Raw genomic sequence first — 14,279 nt, 5'->3', positions numbered from 1 at the left:
GGGTTCGCGTTCAGCGAAGCCACGCATTATAGCAAGCTTCTCGGCGAAGCCAAGTCTTTTCTGCATGTTTTTCAAAAAGACCATAAAAAAACCGGCAGGACCAGGCATCGCTACCACAACGCCCTGCCCCGCCGGTTTGCCTGCCGCCGCCTTGCAACGGCAGTATCAGGCTTACTGCGCTTCCTTGAGCTGATCCAGGATGGCCGGATTTTCCAGTGTGGAGACGTCCTGCGTGATCGCCTCGCCCTTGGCCAGCACGCGCAGCAGACGACGCATGATCTTGCCGGAACGGGTCTTGGGCAGGTTGTCGCCGAAACGGATTTCCTTGGGCTTGGCAATCGGACCGATTTCCTTGGCCACCCAGTCGCGCAGCTCCTTGGCAATCTGCTTGGCCTCGTCTCCGGTCGGACGCGGACGCTTCAAGACCACGAAGGCGCAAATCGATTCACCCGTAGTTTCATCGGGCTTGCCGACCACGGCGGCCTCGGCCACGATGCTGTTGGCGACCAGCGCCGATTCGATTTCCATGGTGCCCATGCGGTGGCCGGAGACGTTCAACACATCATCGATACGCCCGGTGATGGTGAAGTAACCGGTCTCCTTGTTGCGCACCGCGCCGTCGCCAGCCAGATAGATGTTGCCACCCAGCTCCTCCGGGAAGTAGCTTTTCTTGAAGCGCTCCGGATCGTTCCAGATGGTGCGGATCATCGACGGCCACGGACGCTTGACTACCAGGATGCCGCCATTGCCATTGGGGATGTCATTGCCAGTCTCATCGACGATGGCTGCCGTGATGCCCGGCAACGGCAGCGTGCAGGAACCGGGTACCTGGGGCGTTGCGCCCGGCAGCGGTGAAATCATGTGGCCGCCGGTCTCGGTCTGCCAGAAGGTGTCGACGATGGGGCAATTCTCGCGGCCAACGTTCTTGTAGTACCACATCCAGGCTTCCGGATTGATGGGCTCACCCACCGAACCGAGGATGCGCAGCGAGGACAGGTCGTATTGCTTCGGGTGGACCTTCTCATCTGCATCGGCGGCCTTGATGAGCGACCGGATCGCCGTCGGTGCAGTGTAGAAGATGGTGGCCTTGTGGCGCGCCACCATGTCCCAGAAGCGGCCAGCGTTCGGATAGGTGGGCACGCCTTCGAAGACGATCTGGGTCGCACCCACGGCCAGCGGGCCATAGGCGATGTAGGTGTGGCCGGTGATCCAGCCAATGTCGGCAGTACACCAGTAGACATCATCAGGCTTGATGTCGAAGGTCCACTTCATGGTCAGCACGGCCCACAGCAGGTAGCCGGCCGAGGAATGCTGCACGCCCTTGGGCTTGCCGGTGGAACCGGAGGTGTAGAGGATGAACAGCGGATGCTCGGCATCCACCCATTCCGGCTCGCAGGTATCGGGCTGGTTGGCCACCACGTCGGAAAGCCACAGATCGCGCCCTTCGACCCAGTTGATCTCGGCACCGGCGCGCTTGTAGACGACCACGTGCTTCAGGGTGTCGCAGCCGCCCATGGCCAGGGCTTCATCGACGATGGATTTCAAGGGCAGCTGCTTGCCGCCGCGCACCTGGTAATCCGCGGTCAGCACGGCCACGGCACCAGCGTCGATGACGCGCTCGTGCAGGGATTTGGCGGAGAAGCCGCCAAAGACCACCGAGTGCGTCGCACCGATGCGCGCACACGCCTGCATGGCGGCCACACCCTCAACCGACATGGGCATGTAGATGACCACGCGGTCACCCTTCCTGATGCCCAGCGATTTGAGGCCGTTGGCGAACTGGCAGACCTTCTGGTGCAGTTCGCGATAGGACACGCGGGTGACCTTGCCGTCGTCGGATTCGAAGATGACGGCAGTCTTGTCGGCATTGCCGTTGTCCAGGTTGACGTCCAGGCAGTTGTACGAAACGTTCACCTGGCCATCGGCGAACCACTTGTAGAACGGTGCGTTGGATTCATCCAGCGTCTGGGTGAAGGGCTTGTGCCACTTCAGGTTGTCCTTGGCCAGCTTGGCCCAGCTGCCTTCGTAGTCTTTTTCGAATTCGGCGTTCAGGGCCTGGTAGGCGTCCATGCCCGAAATGGCGGCGTGCTTGACCAGCTCGGCCGGCGGTGCGAATACGCGGTTCTCTTGCTTGAATGTCTCGATGTCTGCCACGGTAGTCTCCAAAAGGTTTGTTTTTGCTTTCCGCAAAACATAGGCCGTTTCACTTACTCAGTCCTTACACAAGCAGCACCCATCCGGGCGGGAAGCCGCTTGCATCAGGGCTGACCGGCGATGACGGCGCCTTGGTAGGCGTCGGAGCCGCATAGTAGTGCGCTGGCTCCATGGACGCAGACCTTCATATCGCTGCAATGTTCTCTGATGTTCAAGACAACATATTGGCATTCTGGCACAGGTCGATGTTTCCCGCAGGCACTGTCCACGGCGCTTGCGAGGCGGGTCCCCGGAAATGGGCGAAGGGCGTGTAGAATACGGCCCCAAATCCGAAGCCGCGCTGGTCCTCCGCAGTCGGCGCCCTCCTCGGATATCGCCACCATCGCCAGAATCACGCGTAGCCCAGACCCATGAAAAACTCGTCGCCCCAGCCTCCCCGCAAGATCGGCATCCTGCCCAACCTGATTTTCATGAGCCGCTGGCTGCAACTGCCGCTCTATCTGGGGCTGATCCTGGCACAGTGCGTCTACGTCTATCACTTCTGGGTCGAGCTGGTGGACCTGATCGGTGCGGCCATGGGCAGTGCCAGTTCGCTGGCTCACATCCTGGACGCCGTGGCCATTCCCGGCGCCATCCGCCCGGAAAAGCTCAATGAACAAACCATCATGCTGGTGGTGCTGGCGCTGATCGACGTGGTGATGATTTCCAACCTGCTGATCATGGTGATCGTGGGCGGATATGAAACTTTCGTCTCCCGCATGAACCTGGAAGGCCATCCGGACCAGCCCGAGTGGCTCTCGCATGTGAATGCTTCCGTCCTGAAGGTCAAGCTGGCCACGGCCATCATCGGGATCTCGTCGATCCACCTGCTCAAAACCTTCATCAACGCCAATCTGTATGATGCCAAGACGCTCATCGCCCAGACCGGCATCCATATCGCCTTCCTCTTGTCGGCCATGGCCATCGCATATTGCGACCGGCTGATGGTGCATCCGACCGAATCGTCCGACAAGCCGCACTGACTTTGCCTCATCCAAACCGAGAGAACCAGCCATGACCATCATCAAGCAAGACGATCTCATCGAATCCGTCGCCGCCGCGCTGCAGTACATCAGCTACTACCATCCGGCCGACTATATCCAGCATCTGGCCCGCGCCTACGAGACCGAGCAAAGCCCGGCCGCCAAGGATGCCATCGCACAGATCCTGACCAACTCGCGCATGTGCGCCGAGGGCAAGCGCCCGATCTGCCAGGATACCGGCATCGTCAATGTCTTCCTGAAGATCGGCATGGGCGTGCGCTTCGAAGGCTTCTCGGGCTCGATCGCCGACGCCGTCAACGAAGGCGTGCGTCGCGGCTACTCGCACCCGGACAACGTGCTGCGCGCCTCCATCGTGGCCGACCCGCAGTTCGAGCGCAAGAACACCAAGGACAACACCCCGGCCGTGATCCACATGGAACTGGTGCCCGGCAACACCGTGGACGTGCAGATCGCGGCCAAGGGCGGCGGCTCCGAGAACAAGACCAAATTTGTCATGTTGAACCCTTCCGACAACCTGGTGGACTGGGTCCTCAAAACCGTGCCAACCATGGGTGCCGGCTGGTGCCCGCCGGGCATGCTGGGCATCGGTATCGGCGGCACCGCCGAGAAGGCCATGCTGATGGCCAAGGAAGTGCTGATGGAAGACATCGACATGTACGAGCTCTTGAAGCGCGGCCCGCAGAACAAGACCGAAGAACTGCGTATCGAGCTCTATGAGAAGGTCAACGCACTGGGCATCGGCGCACAGGGCCTGGGCGGCCTGACCACCGTGCTGGATGTGAAGATCATGATGCACCCGACCCATGCCGCCTCCAAGCCCGTGGCCATGATCCCCAACTGTGCCGCGACCCGCCACGGCCACTTCGTGCTGGATGGCTCCGGCCCGGCCTACATGGAACCGCCGTCGCTGTCGGACTGGCCTGAAGTGCACTGGGTAGCCGACACCGAGAAGTCCCAGCGGGTCAATCTGGACACCCTCACCAAGGAAGAAGTCGCCTCCTGGAAGCCGGGCCAGACCCTGCTGTTGAACGGCAAGATGCTGACCGGCCGCGATGCCGCCCACAAGCGCATCCAGGACATGCTGGCCAAGGGCGAGAAGCTGCCGGTGGACTTCACCAACCGCGTGATCTACTACGTCGGCCCGGTCGATCCGGTGCGCGACGAAGTGGTGGGTCCGGCTGGCCCGACCACCGCCACCCGCATGGACAAGTTCACCGACATGATGCTGGAGCAGACCGGCCTGATCTCCATGATCGGCAAGTCCGAGCGCGGCCCGGCTGCCATCGAGGCGATCAAGAAGCACAAGTCGGCCTACCTGATGGCCGTGGGTGGTTCGGCTTACCTGGTCTCCAAGGCGATCAAGTCGGCCAAGGTGCTGGGTTTTGCCGACCTGGGCATGGAAGCGATCTACGAGTTCGACGTCAAGGACATGCCGGTGACGGTGGCCGTGGACGCCAACGGCATCTCGGTGCACAACACCGGGCCGGCCGAATGGAAGGAAAAGATCGCCCAGAGCGTGTCGCTTTCCAAGATCCCCGTCACCACGGCCTGATCAAACTCAGGCAGGCCTCGCAGCAGGAGCGCGCGCAGCACCATGAATGAAGCCGTCAAGCAGGTCAGCGTGCCTTCTGCCGCAGGATCTGACAGCACCACCGCAATGCCGACCGCAGCTGATGCCGCGGTCGGCATTTTCGATTCCGGCATCGGCGGCCTGTCGGTGCTGCGTCACATCCACGCCGCCCTGCCGCGCGAACAATTGCTCTACTTTGCCGACTCCGGCTATGCGCCCTATGGCGACAAGACCGAAGCGCAAATCGTGGAGCGCTCCCTGGCCATCGCCTCCTTCCTGCTGGAGCAAGGCGTGAAGGCCCTGGTGGTGGCCTGCAATACCGCCACCGCCGCCGCCATCCAGGCCATCCGCGCGCACTGGCCGCAACTGATCGTGGTGGGCATCGAGCCCGGCCTCAAACCGGCTGCCCAGCAAACCCGCAGCGGCACCGTCGGCGTGCTGGCCACGCGCAGCACGCTGGCCAGCACGCGCTTTGCCTTGTTGCAGCAGCAGATGCAGGCGCAGTATCAGGTGCGTTACCTGCCCCAGGCCTGCGTGGGCCTGGTGGACCTGATCGAGAAAGGTGAACTGTTCTCGCCTGCGACGGTGCAACTGCTGGAGCGCTATCTGGCGCCCCTCCTGGAGCAGGGTGCCGATACGCTGGTACTGGGCTGCACCCACTACCCCTTCGTGCGCCCGGCCATCGAGAGCGTATGCAAACGCCTGATCGGTGAGGTCCCGGAGATCATCGATACCGGCCAGGCCGTCACCCGGCAACTGCAACGCCTGCTGCAGACCGAGGGCTTGCAGACCCGGGCCGCCACCGGGTCGCTGGCCGGCTTCACCACGGCTAGCGGCACGACGCTGGAACAGGCCTTCCGGGGGCTGCTCAAGCTCGATCCCCCGGTACGGGCCTTGCTGCCACAAGCCGGTGGGTGAAGCAGATCCTGGCTGGGTGAGGAAGGAATTTCAGGGGAATTGCCAATTTGCATGGAAATTGTGTTGCCATTCCCTTCAAGTGTTTGTATAATCTTTTGCTTACTTGATGACGGACGCGAGTCTGTCTGACAGTCGACGGTGGCTGTAGCTCAGTTGGTAGAGTCCAGGATTGTGATTCCTGTCGTCGTGGGTTCGAGTCCCATCAGCCACCCCACAGATTCAAGCAAAAAGCCCGGTCCTGGTGACCGGGCTTTTTGTTTTGGCGGGCCGCGCCGCCTTACCTCCTCTGCGCCCCTCCCCGACAAGGCCGGCACCAATGCGGTGCCGGGCACTTTCCTGCGTCAGTTGATCATCCCCGTCGAATACGCATACTTGATCAGCTCCGCATCCGTACTCAATCCCAGCTTGCGCATGGCATTGTTCTTGTGAGTGCTGATGGTGCTGGGCGTGCGCGAAAGGCGCACGCAGATTTCCCCCAAAGACTGCCCCTCCACGAACAGACGCACCACTTCCAGCTCGCTCTGGGTCAGCTCGCGCACCAGGCCGAAGCCCTCGCCCTGGGCCCAGCTCATCTCCAGCTCGCCGCGCAGCGAGACCGGGAAATACAGCTGCTTGCTGCTCTGGGTGGCCAGGCAGGCATTGATCAGCTCGTCGGTCTTCTCGCGCTTGTTGATGACGGCAAACACGCCCATGCGATACAGGCGCCGGATGACCGCACCATTGTTCATGGCGGTGTAGACGATCACCTTGGTCGACGGATGCTCGGTCTTGAGGCGCTTGACCAGCGCGAAGCCATCAGACTCGTCGCTGTCATCGGCCGGCATGGCGAAGTCGGTGATGACGATCTCGCAGGGCGAACGCTTGAGCGCGTTGATCAGGGCTTCGCCATTCTCGACTTCCAGGTCGATACGGATTTCCGGCAGGCGCGCCAGCTCACCCCGAAGCGCGCCCAACACGATGGGATGATCATCGGCTATGGCAACGTGCAGGACTTTCTTCAAATTCATGCTACCCCCAAATGGTTCAATTGACTGACAGGTGGCGACTCCGCGACATCATTGCCCGCGTTCATCCTCCCATATATCGCCTTTGTATTGCCTCGGCTGGCGCCCTCGATTTGTCTGCATCGATGTCGGCTCCCCATGTCGGGCGATGCCACTACGGCATCGCGAAAACTTCCATCGTTAGGAGATAGAGAAAATCTGAAGAAAATAGAAAGGAAAGTGCGTTATTCCCACAAAAAATCGAATTATTTCGAGGTGTCAATAGAAAATATTCGATCCCGAGCTTTTAGTGAAGATATCTAAAAAATATTTGTGGCCTGGCTCGATATCGTGTGAGGTCCCACGGAATTCTCATCGCTCCTCACCAGCACGCACCATCAAGCCCAGGTACGCCCAAGCTGCATCGCAGCGTCCTGGCTTTGTCCGGCTGACGCCTCAAGGGCTTGCACCGGGGCTCCTCCTGCATCACCAGTAATCCTCGGTCACGAACTGCCCGCCACCGGTACGCCGCAGCGGCGTCATGCCGCGTTCCCGCAGCAACTCGCGCACCTCGGTGACCATGTCCGGATTGCCGCAGGCCATCACGCGGCTGTGCTCGGGGCTCAGGGCCAGGCCGCTGGCCTGTTCCAGCCGGCCGTCCCGGAGCAGAGTCGTGATGCGCCCGCCCAGCCAGCCTGGGGCGACCGGCAGGTCGGCCTCGCGCGTGACGCAGCACAGCCGATGCAGGCGCGCCGGCCAGTCCTGCTCGCGGGCTTGCTGCTGCAAGCGGGCGAAGGTTTCGGCATAGGCCAGTTCCTCGCGCTGGCGTACACCGTGGACCACGATCAAATCCTCGAATCGCTGCCACACCTCGGGCTGCTGCAGGATCGAGACATATGGCCCCAGGCCGGTACCGGTGGCCAGCATCCACAACTGGCGACCATCGGCGAAACGATCGGCAGTCATGAAACCGTAACTGAGCTTTTCGACCCAGACGGCATCGCCCGGCTGAAGCTGGTTCAGGCGTGAAGTGAATTTTCCTTCCGGGACGATGATGGCGTAGTACTCCAGGTAATCATCCCCTTCGGCCGAGGTGATCGAATAGGCACGCGAGACCACCTCGCCATCGATCTCCAGGCCCAGGCGCGCAAACTGCCCGGCCGTGAAACCGTAGCCGGCCGGGCGCGTGGTGCGAAAGCTCAACAGCTTGTCGGTCCAGCGATGCACCCACAACAGGCGCTCGCAAGTCGCCTTTTCCGAATACGCATCAAAGCTCACACTACTGGTACTGCTCACAGGATTCTCCTTCGATGAACTGCCAGATTGCCCGTACGACAACCACTGCCGGGGCATTACAATAGCGGGATGAACAGGCGGGCAGGCCCTCCGGGGCTTGCACCGGCAATACCGCAAGCGGCGTGCATGGCACCGGGTCACAGGATGACATGCAGGGCGAGCCGAAAATGAAGCTTGCGCCGCCTGCACGGCCAGGAACTATCCGCACTGCGCACAGGTCAGGCCTGGGTGGCATGCCGCCAGCCCTCATCCTACCCGACTTGCCTTGCGGCGCGTCAGGCCGCCTCAACCGACAACCGATGATGCAGTGAATCAATGACTTGGACCCGCAGTCTGGCCATCGCCTTCCTCTGGTGCGCCGCCGATACCGCCCACGCCGCCTACAAGGTACAGATCGACGCCCCACGGCCGGTGCAGTCGCTGCTCAAGGATTTCCTGGACCTCTCGCGCTACCAGGACCGCGACGACATCAGCGATGAGCAGCTCAAGTTCATGATGGATACCGCCGCCGACCAGGTGCGTGAGCTGACCTCCACCGAGGGTTACTTCACGCCCGTCACCAAGGTCAGCCAGCAGGACGACGCCGGCGCGGAGGGCAAGAAGGCGGTACGCCGCATCACCATCAGCGTAGACCCCGGTCCGCGCACCGCCATCAGTGCGACCGACATCGGCGTCACCGGCGCGGCCGCGCGCGAGGACCAGGCCACCGTGGCGCGTATCCGCGCAGACTGGGCGCTGCCGGTCGGCCAGCCCTTCCGCCAGGAAGACTGGGACCGCGCCAAGAACGCCGGCCTGGAAAAACTGCAGCAGAAGAAGTACGCCGCTGCCCGCATCGCCAGCTCCGAGGCGCGTATCGATCCCGACGAGCACCAGGCCGAGCTGGCCGTGCGCTATGACAGCGGTCCGGCCTTCACGCTGGGGCCTGTGCAGATCACCGGCACCCGGCGCTATCCGGAAAGCATCATCCGCCACGTCAATCCGCTCATCGTGGGCGAATCCTATGACGTCAACCGCCTGCTGGCCCTGCAACGGCAGATCCAGAACACGCCGTATTTTTCCAATGCCATCGTGGCCATCGATGACGATCCCGCGCATCCCGACCAGACCCCGGTGAAGGTACAGGTCACCGAGTTCCCGACCCAGCGCATCCGTGCCGGCGTGGGCTACAGCACCGATACCGGCGCCCAGGTCGAGGGCCGCTACTCGCACTACAACGTGTTCAACAAGGCCTACGTCTTCGACAGTCAGTTGCGGCTGGAGCAGAAGCGCCAGTACGGCGTGCTGTCGCTGGCCATGCCGCCGGACGACAAGGCCTTCGTCAACAGCCTCAATACCTCCTACGACCGGACCAAGCTGGAAGGCATCGATCTGCGCAGCCAGCAGGTCGGGTTCAAGCGCGCGCGCAACAGCGAGAACTACGACACCACCTACTCGCTGACCTATTACCGCGACGAGCTGAGCCAGGAAGACGGCAGCACCCTGCCCGCCAACACCATCGTCACGCCCGGCAAGCACCGCGCGCTGGTGCCGGGCTTTGCCTGGTCGCGCCGCAACGTGGATGACCCGATCTTCCCGCGCAAGGGCAACCTGCTGACCCTGGAAGCCGGTTTCGCCCTCAAGGGCTTGCTGACCGACCAGAGCTTCTCGCGCCTGTATGGCCGCTTCAAGCAGTTCGTGCCGGTCGGCAAGCGCGACATCGTGGTGCTGCGCGCAGAACTGGGCGGGGTCTTCACGGCGGGCAGTGCCGGAGCGGTGCCGCCCTCGCTGCTGTTTCGCACCGGCGGCAACGATTCGGTGCGCGGCTACAGCTACCAGAGCATCGGCAACGAGCAGAACGGTACCGTCTATCCGACCAAGTACCTGGCCGTGGGCAGCTCGGAGTACCAGCGCTGGTTCAGCGAGAACTGGGGGGCGGCGGTCTTCTATGACGTGGGCGCAGCCGCCGACAACTGGAACAACAAGACCTTCTATCACGGGGTCGGTACCGGTGCGCGCTGGCGCAGCCCGGTCGGCACGCTCAACCTGGACCTGGCCTATGGCATCCAGAAGCACCAGATCCGGCCGCACGTTTCGCTGGGCATCGCGTTCTAGCGCCGGACCGGCAGCGCGCCCACCTCCCGATGAACTGAATTCGAATCACCACCCAGCATGAGCGAACCGCAACACGATCCGCAACAAGCCCCCGCCACACCGCCGCCGCGTCGTCGCGCCCGCAGCGGCCGTCGCATCGCCGCGTGGAGCAGCGGCAGCGTGGCCGCGCTGGTACTGGCCGTTGCCGCTGCCGCCCTGTTGGCCACCCATACCGAAAGCGGTGCGCGGCTGCTCTGGGACACCGCCGTCAAGGCCCTGGACGGCAAGCTTTCCGGCCAGCTGCTGGGCGGCACGGTCGCCGACGGCCTGCGCCTGCGCGACCTGCATTACCAGGATGAGAAGCGCATCCTCGACATCGACAGCGTCGACGCGCGCTGGCACCTGGCGCTGTTGCGCCGCAAGTTCAACCTTGATTACCTGCGCGTGGGCAACGTGCAGTTGAACCAGCAACCCTCGCCCACCGAACCGAGCACCCAGCCGGCCTCGCTGGAGATCCCGCTGGCGCTGGAGATCCACGAGATCAGCGTGGCCAGCCTCAAACTGATCCAGGGGACTTCCACCACCGAACTCGCCAAGCTCAAGCTGCATGGCAACTCCGACGGCGTGCAACATACGCTGGTGCTGGACAGCCTCAGCACCGCCTTCGGCGACGCCACTGCCTTGCTGCACCTGAACGGCAAGCCGCCGTTTGCCATCGGTGGCGGGCTGGAACTGGCCGGGGCCTACCAGTACGGCGAGAACAAGGAGCAATACCAGCTCAACGCGCAATTGTCGGGCTCGCTGCAGGAACTGGGCATCGCGCTCACCGCGGGCGGCGACAAGCTCAAGGGTAATGCCGACATCGTCGCCACGCCCTTTGCCAGTGTCCCGCTCAAGCGTGCCAGGGTGGACCTGCAGCACCTCAATCCGCAAGCCTTCAACGCCGCAGCGCCCGCCGCCGACCTGAACCTGCGCGCCGACCTGGCACCACCTGCCGGGTTGGCCGCCGACGCTCCCTTGCAGGTGGCGGGCCGTGTGGAGATCGACAATGCCCGCCCCGGCAGCCTGGACCAGCAACGCTTGCCGTTGCTCTCGGCCAGCGCCGACCTGAAGCTGGATCTGCAGCAACAAACCCTGTCGCGGCTGGAGATCCGCCTGCCGCAGCACGCACGCATCGAAGGCAGCGGGCAGTTTCGTCCCGGCAGCAGCGAGCCCGGCAAGGCTGAGCCCATGGCGGGACAGTTCAAGCTGCGCGTGAGCGACCTGGACCTGAACCAGCTGCATCACCAGGTGCGACCAACCCGGCTTTCCGGGCCGGTGGATGTCACGCTTGCGCCCGACGCCCAGCAACTCCTGCTGACCCTGCAGGACAGCACCCTGAAGCTGCATGTGGACAGCCTCATCGGCAAGGATCAAGTACAACTGCGCGACGCCTCGCTGAGCGCCGGCAAATCGCGCCTGGAGACCTCCGGTACCCTGCAGACCGCCAATGCAATGGATTACGCCTTCAAGGGCCGGCTGGTGGACTTCGATCCGAGCGCCGTGCTGCAGGCGGTGAGGCCGCCCCCGACCACCTCCGGCAAGGGCCGCAAGCGCGTTGCCGCGACCACCTCCAAGCCCATCCCGGCGCGCATCAACATGGACTTCGACGCCGCCGGTGCGCTCTCTCCGGAACTGAAGCTCAAGCTGGGTTTCCGCATCCACGACAGTACTTACGATGCCCTGCCCATGCGCGGCCAGGGCGACATCAACCTGGCCGGCATGCGCCTGATGCCCAGCCACGCCAATGTGCAGATCGCCGGTAATACGCTGGACCTGGACGGCAGCTTCGGTGCCGCCCGCGACAAGCTCAGGCTCAAGGTCGATGCGCCGCAGCTCGCGCGGCTGGGCTATGGACTGGCCGGCCTGTTGCGGGTGGATGGCATCCTCACCGGCACGCGCGAGCGCCCCAACCTGCTGGCCAGCCTGCAGGCCGAGCAGCTGGCCTTCGGTGCGCACAAGCTGCATCACCTGACCGGTCAGAGCGAATTGCACAGCAACCTGGCTGCCGGTGTGGCCTCGCCCGACAACCGCCTGTCCCTGAGCATCGAAGGCGACGGCTACAGCGGTCCGCACGCCGAACTGGCACGCCTGGCCCTCAAACTGGATGGCACCTATGCCAGCCACACCCTGTCCATGCAGGCCAGGGGCAAGCTGGCCGACCAGCCGCTGGACCTGAACCTGGCCGCGCACGGCAAGCTCACCGAAAAGACCCGTGGCAACTATGGCTGGGCCGGCAGCCTGGACCAGTTCAGCAACCAGGGCCTGCCGCGCATCGCCCTGACCAGCCCGCTCACACTGGACGCGTCGGCCGACGACATCGAGACCGGCAGCACCCGCATCGAGATCGACCACAGCGCGCTGGAACTGAAGCGCCTGTCCTACCACCAGGGCCGACTGGCTTCGGCGGGACAGGTGCGCGCGCTGGATGTGGGCCGGGTACTTGAACTGGTGCAGCAGTTCACCGGGACGCCGCCGCCCGTCAAGACCGACCTGGTGCTGGACAGCGACTGGGACTTCAGCCTGGCCGAGACTGCCAGCGGCTACCTGCAGATCGCGCGCAAGTCGGGCGATCTGCGGGTCACCACCAGCGTGGGCGAAGCGGCGCTGGGCCTGTCCGAACTGCAGCTGCGCGGCCAGTTCCAGGGCGAACGCATGAATGTCACCGGGCGCGTCAACGCCGCGCGCATCGGTACGCTGGAGCTGGGTGGCGAGGTCGGCCTGCGTCGTGTGGAGGCACTGCTGGCCCTTGCGCCCGAATCGCCGCTGAACCTCAAGGCCAGCCTCGATGTACCGGAACTCAAGCGCGTGGGCGACCTGATCGGGCCGCAAGTGAGCCTCAACGGCAAGCTGGCCGCCACCCTCAACGCCGGCGGCACGCTCGCCCAGCCGCGCCTGTCGGGCGCCATCAATGGCGACAACCTGGCCGTGACCGAATTCGACCAGGGTATCCAGTTGAAGGATGGCATCGTGCGTATCGTCATGGACAGCAACGTGATCGAGCTGCGCCAGATCGAGTTCCACGGCGGACGCGGCACCCTGCGCGCCGGTGGCAAGATCCAGCTGGGTGCGGATAATCCCGACCTCAACGCCACCCTCACCGCCGACCATCTGGAACTGTTCGCCAGCCCCGACCGCCAGCTGATGCTCTCCGGCGAAGGCAAGATCAGCAACGTCAACGAACAGTTGCGGGTCGATGGCAAGTTCACCGTCGACCGTGCCCTCTTCGACCTGCCCAAGAGCAGCGCGCCCAAGCTGGGCGATGACGTGGTCATCGTCAGCCGCAGCGGCAAGAACCGCGTCGGTGCAGCCGCCTCGTCACAACAGAAACTGGAAGCGGCCACCGAGAAACCGGCCAGCAAGTTCGCCCCCGTCATCAACCTGGCGCTCGATCTGGGCAACGACTTCCGCTTCCGTGGCAGCGGCGCCGACCTGCGTTTGCGGGGTGATATGAATGTTCGTAGCGAACCGCTCTCCCCGCTGCGCGCCACGGGCACCATCAACGTGGCCGAGGGCAGCTATGAAGCTTTTGGCACCAAACTCAATATCGAGCGCGGCATCATCAACTTCCAGGGCCCGATCGCCAATCCCAACATCAACATCCTGGCCATGCGCCGCAACCAGGATGTCGAAGCCGGGGTCTCGGTGACCGGCAACGTCAACCAGCCACGCGTGCAACTGGTGTCCGAACCCAATGTGCCGGATGACGAAAAACTGTCCTGGATGATGTTCGGTCACGGCACCGACAGTTCCAGCATCGGCCAGCGCACCGCCAGCAGCCAGGCCCTGGCGCTGGTGGGCAACATGGGCGGCAAGCGCATCGCCAAGGATATCGGGCTGGACCAGTTCAGCATCGGTTCCAGCGAATCGGGGCTGACCGATGACCAGGTGGTCAACCTGGGCAAGGCCATCACCCAGAAGATCACGCTGGGCTACGAGCAGAGCCTGCAGGGCGCGGCCAGCGTAGCCAAGGCTACCTGGCAGATCTCGCGACGCTGGTCGGTGGTGGCGCGGGCCGGCACCATCAATGGCCTGAACATCCTGTTCAGCCGCCGCTACGACTGAGGGGTACAGGCAACGGCGGCTCGCCCTTGCATCAGGGGAATCTGTTAATCTCGATACAAGTTCAGGACATCCCTGATAGACGCGCCCAACAGCCTGCACAACAATGCAGACAGGCAACAGGGCGCCGGGGGGTAAAGCCGT

At 63.5% G+C, this 14,279-nt stretch carries 8 protein-coding genes and 1 tRNA gene; 6 read left to right on the top strand and 3 right to left on the bottom strand.

The features are described 5' to 3' along the window. Positions 1-171: 171 nt before the first annotated feature. A complete protein-coding gene (gene acs, locus GWL_RS04775) occupies positions 172-2,154 on the bottom strand; it encodes an acetate--CoA ligase (RefSeq protein WP_008327298.1) in 1,983 nt (660 codons plus the stop codon). A gap of 410 nt (positions 2,155-2,564) precedes the next feature. On the opposite strand from acs, the gene GWL_RS04770 reads away from it, so the two are divergent. The 4 genes from GWL_RS04770 (at position 2,565) to GWL_RS04755 (ending at position 5,899) form a co-directional block, all read left to right on the top strand. Further along, complete coding sequence (locus GWL_RS04770) at positions 2,565-3,176, top strand: YqhA family protein (protein ID WP_008327296.1); 612 nt, start codon at positions 2,565-2,567, stop codon at positions 3,174-3,176. 31 nt (positions 3,177-3,207) lie between these two features. After that, positions 3,208-4,749, top strand: a complete 1,542-nt coding sequence (locus GWL_RS04765) for a fumarate hydratase (protein WP_008327295.1) — start codon at positions 3,208-3,210, stop codon at positions 4,747-4,749. Between the two features lie 42 nt (positions 4,750-4,791). After that, entirely contained in the window at positions 4,792-5,685 is an 894-nt protein-coding gene (gene murI / locus GWL_RS04760) for a glutamate racemase (RefSeq protein WP_008327294.1), read from the top strand. Positions 5,686-5,823: 138 nt separating this feature from the next. Next, positions 5,824-5,899: transfer RNA gene (locus tag GWL_RS04755), tRNA-His, on the top strand. A 127-nt stretch (positions 5,900-6,026) separates the two neighbouring features. Here the strand turns inward: GWL_RS04755 and GWL_RS04750 are convergent. Together GWL_RS04750 and GWL_RS04745 are read right to left on the bottom strand one after the other, a co-directional pair. Next, the gene (locus GWL_RS04750) at positions 6,027-6,692 is read right to left on the bottom strand and encodes a response regulator transcription factor (protein WP_008327293.1); all 666 of its coding nucleotides are present in this window, start codon (positions 6,690-6,692) and stop codon (positions 6,027-6,029) included. A gap of 462 nt (positions 6,693-7,154) precedes the next feature. After that, positions 7,155-7,964, bottom strand: a complete 810-nt coding sequence (locus GWL_RS04745) for a ferredoxin--NADP reductase (protein WP_008327292.1) — start codon at positions 7,962-7,964, stop codon at positions 7,155-7,157. A 315-nt stretch (positions 7,965-8,279) separates the two neighbouring features. Between GWL_RS04745 and GWL_RS04740 the strand changes: the two genes are divergently transcribed. Further along, positions 8,280-10,055: an autotransporter assembly complex family protein gene (locus GWL_RS04740; RefSeq protein WP_008327291.1), complete on the top strand. Its 1,776-nt coding sequence runs from the start codon at positions 8,280-8,282 to the stop codon at positions 10,053-10,055. Positions 10,056-10,112: 57 nt separating this feature from the next. Further along, positions 10,113-14,138, top strand: coding sequence for a translocation/assembly module TamB domain-containing protein (locus GWL_RS04735; protein WP_008327289.1), 4,026 nt, complete (start codon positions 10,113-10,115; stop codon positions 14,136-14,138). Positions 14,139-14,279 lie beyond the last annotated feature (141 nt).

The sequence above is a fragment of the Herbaspirillum sp. GW103 genome (assembly GCF_000261365.1).
Classification (GTDB): domain Bacteria; phylum Pseudomonadota; class Gammaproteobacteria; order Burkholderiales; family Burkholderiaceae_D; genus Herbaspirillum.
This window is presented reverse-complemented; position numbering and strand designations above follow the sequence as displayed.

Coding starts and splice junctions, on each gene's coding strand:
- GWL_RS04770 (WP_008327296.1), top strand. CDS start 2,565: ATGAAAAACTCGTCGCCCCAGCCTCCCCGCAAGATCGGCATCCTGCCC.
- murI (WP_008327294.1), top strand. CDS start 4,792: ATGAATGAAGCCGTCAAGCAGGTCAGCGTGCCTTCTGCCGCAGGATCT.
- GWL_RS04740 (WP_008327291.1), top strand. CDS start 8,280: ATGACTTGGACCCGCAGTCTGGCCATCGCCTTCCTCTGGTGCGCCGCC.
- GWL_RS04735 (WP_008327289.1), top strand. CDS start 10,113: ATGAGCGAACCGCAACACGATCCGCAACAAGCCCCCGCCACACCGCCG.
- GWL_RS04750 (WP_008327293.1), bottom strand. CDS start 6,692: ATGAATTTGAAGAAAGTCCTGCACGTTGCCATAGCCGATGATCATCCC.
- GWL_RS04765 (WP_008327295.1), top strand. CDS start 3,208: ATGACCATCATCAAGCAAGACGATCTCATCGAATCCGTCGCCGCCGCG.